Raw genomic sequence first — 3,485 nt, forward strand, 5'->3', positions numbered from 1 at the left:
TGGGATCCATGGTGTCGCTCATGATCAGTCCTTCCCGCCAGGCAAAGCCCGGCGTGTCAGGCCAACCACGGATCCACCGTTATTCAGACAGTCCCGCCGGAGCCGATCACGAAGTTCAATGCGTGCCTGTCGCGTCCCGTCGGTCTTGGCCAGCAGGTGTCGTTGTCATGGATTTCTCGGTCACATGAGGTTTCGCGAGTATCGGGTGTAGGACTGACTTGCTGATGAGGCCGGCGCTACCGAAGATCAGTGAAACCGTGGAGCCGCCTATGATAACTAAGCTTGGGCGCTGCGAGCAGTGCTTTCTGGTTCGGTGGTCCTTGGAGAATTGAGCGCGGAGTAAAGGGCCTTGAGACGATCAAGGACTTCGTCGTAGCCCAGTACCGTAACGGTTGAAAGACCAGAACGGTATCGCAGAAACGAATCACGTTGCTGCTGGTTGAGGGCGGCAATACGTCCCGTGATGACGGCACCGCGAGCTTCGTTCCACACGTCGAGGTTGACGTCGGATCCGAGTCGGAATGCTAAATTCTGGGGAACGGCAGCCATTTGAGACTGTACCTGCGAGATTGGTCCGCTGAGTTCGGCGTGGGGTGGATATACCGCAGCGTCGGTTCCCCGGCCTCGGTACGGCGCGCTGCCCATTAGTGAAGCGCCTGGCGTTTTGATCTCTACTATCAGGATGGTGCGCGTGACGGAGTTCGCGCAGAGAAAGTCCGTGATACGTGCCCCCCGTCCGTTGATGTCTCCGGCCTGAACGGTGGCGTGCTGATACTCCACGATTATTGGCGCTGAAAAGATCAGCTGTAGTGCGAATTGATTGGCTTGGAAGAATCTTTGCCAACGATCCTCATCGCGGGAGTGCGGTCCTTCAAGGTCGTTTTCAAACCGTTCGATAAGGGCTGCTAGTGAAACCAATTCAATGTCGTCCCGAAGCCGGACGAGCCGTTCGGGCGCTTCCTGGGCTAGGGCGGGAGCAGCGGCCGTTATCTCATCGGCCAAGATAGAGCGGTCGGCAGCATCGGTGACATGTCCGGTTAGGACTTCTTCAGTTAGTGCGCGAATGACTGGGTTCCTGGCATATTTCGGTTGTACTTCTTCGAGGCCAAACAGTTCTGCGATGGCGTTATGTGAGTCGGCGTCGACAACGCGTCGGACGGCAGTCTGACCGCGCTGGCGGCTTCGATCGACCGCGGAGCGGTAGTCAGCGAATCGCTTCAAGGAGACTCGGAACGTCGAACCATTTTGACTAGGTCCCTCAGCGCCGTCAGTCACAAAACGAACGACGGTGCAATTCGTGCGGTTCTCGATTCCGCGCACGAAGTCCGCGTAGTCTCGCTTAATACTCAGGCCATACTCGTACATTGAGGCGAAGCCCTTCGGTAGGCCTCGAACATACATCAAGTCATACTGCCCGTGTTCTGCGGAATGCCTATCGGGGTCCCACAGTGGGCTCTCGATCTGGAGTTCAGTTATTTTTTCGAATTGATCTTCTAGAGATCCAAGGCGAGTGACTTTAGGAGCGAACCGCAGCAGTTTCAGCGAACGGTCAAACCGCAGCGCTTCATAGCGACTTTGTGGCTGGTCCCGAGATACTCGTGTCAAGACGAGCTCGTCACCGACCTCGTGCTGCTCGATCGACCCTCGCCTGTCGTCGTACTGGGCAAAGTCGACATCGTCGTCTTCCAAGGGTTCGTCGAACTCGCCGGATTCATCCCGATCGATGTCCATTTCGAGTTCGTCGTCGAAGCCCAAAGATTGGTCGCTCACGCTACCTCCTAGATTAGCTATGGTCTTATATTCACCCTGTTATTAGCTGTTGCGAACGAGCATCAAGTAGAGAATCGCGATTGCGGACATCGCCCAGCTTGCAAGGCTTCCTACGAGGAACTCTTCTGCTTTGGAGCCTGAGGTGCGGTCTTCTGAAATTTCCGGGAAGCGAATGACTCCTTTCGCAGCGGCCAGCCCCGCGATAATCTGCCATGCTCCGGCGAAAGCGAGGACGACGATGAGGAGTCGCTCAATGGGGCCGATGAGTCGGCCGCCCTTTAGTGCCGGTCCGGGTGTCGGTTTGTCTCCTGTACGAAGGCTAGCGACCTTCCTGCTACTGATGAATAGTTCCCACTTATTCTCCGGTTCGGCGTCGGTCGCTTTCGCTCTTCCCCCCTCTTCTATCTCCGCTTTGGTGTCTTCTTTTTTGGCCCATCCAAGTGCTGAAACGGTGATATTGTTGGCGCTTTTCGTCAGGAAGATGGCCGCCGCCGTTGCAGCCACGATGGTTTCAAGGGGGAACGAAGCCGCGAAACCTGGGTCGGTCAGTGAATAGAGGTCAACGAGGAAGCCCTTTGCAGTTTCGAAGCTGCGATCGTAAGCGCTGATCCCAAAGACCAACACGAATAGCACGATGACCGGCCAGAGCCGCGGAGCAGCCTGACGGGGTTGTAGGAGGAGTTTCCTCGACGGTTTCGAAGAGCGCGACGTGGTAGCCCAGAGCCAAGCGAAAACAGTGACCGCACATGCGATAGCGACTAAAGGGTCTAACCCCAAGCCCCAGAATGCTAGCGCCGGCACTCCTAAAAGGACCAACAGCCGAAGCACAAAGGAAACCTTGCGGGGGCAGCCACCCGCAAGGTCCACGAGGCCGACCATCAAGAGGATTGTGGGCCCGATCAATGGATTTCTCCCTTCATCAGTTCCTGCTGCGCCGCAACGAGCGAGGCTCCTCCCGAGCGGCGGAGACTCTGCGAGACAGCGGATTGGCTGATCCCCTCGCGCTGAGCCAGGTCCACTTGTGAGGAGCCCGATAGTGCGCCCAAGGTCAACCTCCGGTCACGCGGTCGCATCGAGCTGATCAAGGAGTCGCGGAGCAGTATGAAACTGTTGACTAACGCCACGATCCCTGATTCCCGGGCGTCGTTCGAAACAAACCACGAACGCAAGTACGGCTCACTTTTATGCTCCCTGCGATGAGTTACTTCGATTGCCTCTCGCGCGTTCCACCAAGCCGATCCGTCTTGGATAGCGATAGGGGCTAATGAATCGACATCGGTCGTCTCGCCCCGGCCCAACCCAAACCTGCAATCGACGTCTTCAGGAAGCGCCAAACGTACTAGGGCTGTTGTAAGGAGAGCATCACCGAGGTTCTCAAACACTGCTTGGAACTCATCTCCGACAGTCGGCCACAAAGGCCGAAGGACCGGGTGTTCCTTGCGTGCGCCTTCAAAAACAGACCTGATGGACTCCTGCGCTCCGACTCGATCTCTGAGCTTGCGGGAGTTCACGATGTCCACAATGAGAGCCACAACTTGATCAGCCATGTGCATAAGCATATAGCTTCTTGACGACCAGCTATAAGCCTTTTCCGAAAGTAGTGACGAGCGGAGGGGCGGTCTGAGAATAGCAATCTGATTTGAGACCACTTTTTGGCTTAATCGCATTTTGAGTGGGGCCCACCTTTAGCTGGCGGCTTGTTGGGCGAGGGTGTG

At 56.5% G+C, this 3,485-nt stretch carries 3 protein-coding genes; all 3 read right to left on the bottom strand.

Translation table 11 applies throughout. From position 1 onward, the window contains the following. Positions 1-276 precede the first annotated feature (276 nt). The 3 genes from J2Y41_RS22970 to J2Y41_RS22980 all read right to left on the bottom strand — a co-directional run bounded on the left by J2Y41_RS22970 (position 277) and on the right by J2Y41_RS22980 (position 3,317). Positions 277-1,770 carry a Shedu anti-phage system protein SduA domain-containing protein gene (locus J2Y41_RS22970; RefSeq protein ID WP_309932020.1) on the bottom strand — a complete coding sequence of 498 codons (1,494 nt, stop codon included), beginning with the start codon at positions 1,768-1,770 and terminating at the stop codon, positions 277-279. A gap of 42 nt (positions 1,771-1,812) precedes the next feature. After that, positions 1,813-2,394 (bottom strand): hypothetical protein, encoded by a 582-nt coding sequence (locus J2Y41_RS22975; RefSeq protein WP_309932021.1) that lies wholly within the window; start codon positions 2,392-2,394, stop codon positions 1,813-1,815. 275 nt (positions 2,395-2,669) lie between these two features. Beyond that, positions 2,670-3,317, bottom strand: a complete 648-nt coding sequence (locus J2Y41_RS22980; protein WP_309932023.1) for a SatD family protein — start codon at positions 3,315-3,317, stop codon at positions 2,670-2,672. Positions 3,318-3,485: the final 168 nt, after the last annotated feature.

Origin of the sequence: Arthrobacter sp. 1088, assembly GCF_031455315.1 — a bacterium.
Lineage (GTDB): Bacteria > Actinomycetota > Actinomycetes > Actinomycetales > Micrococcaceae > Arthrobacter.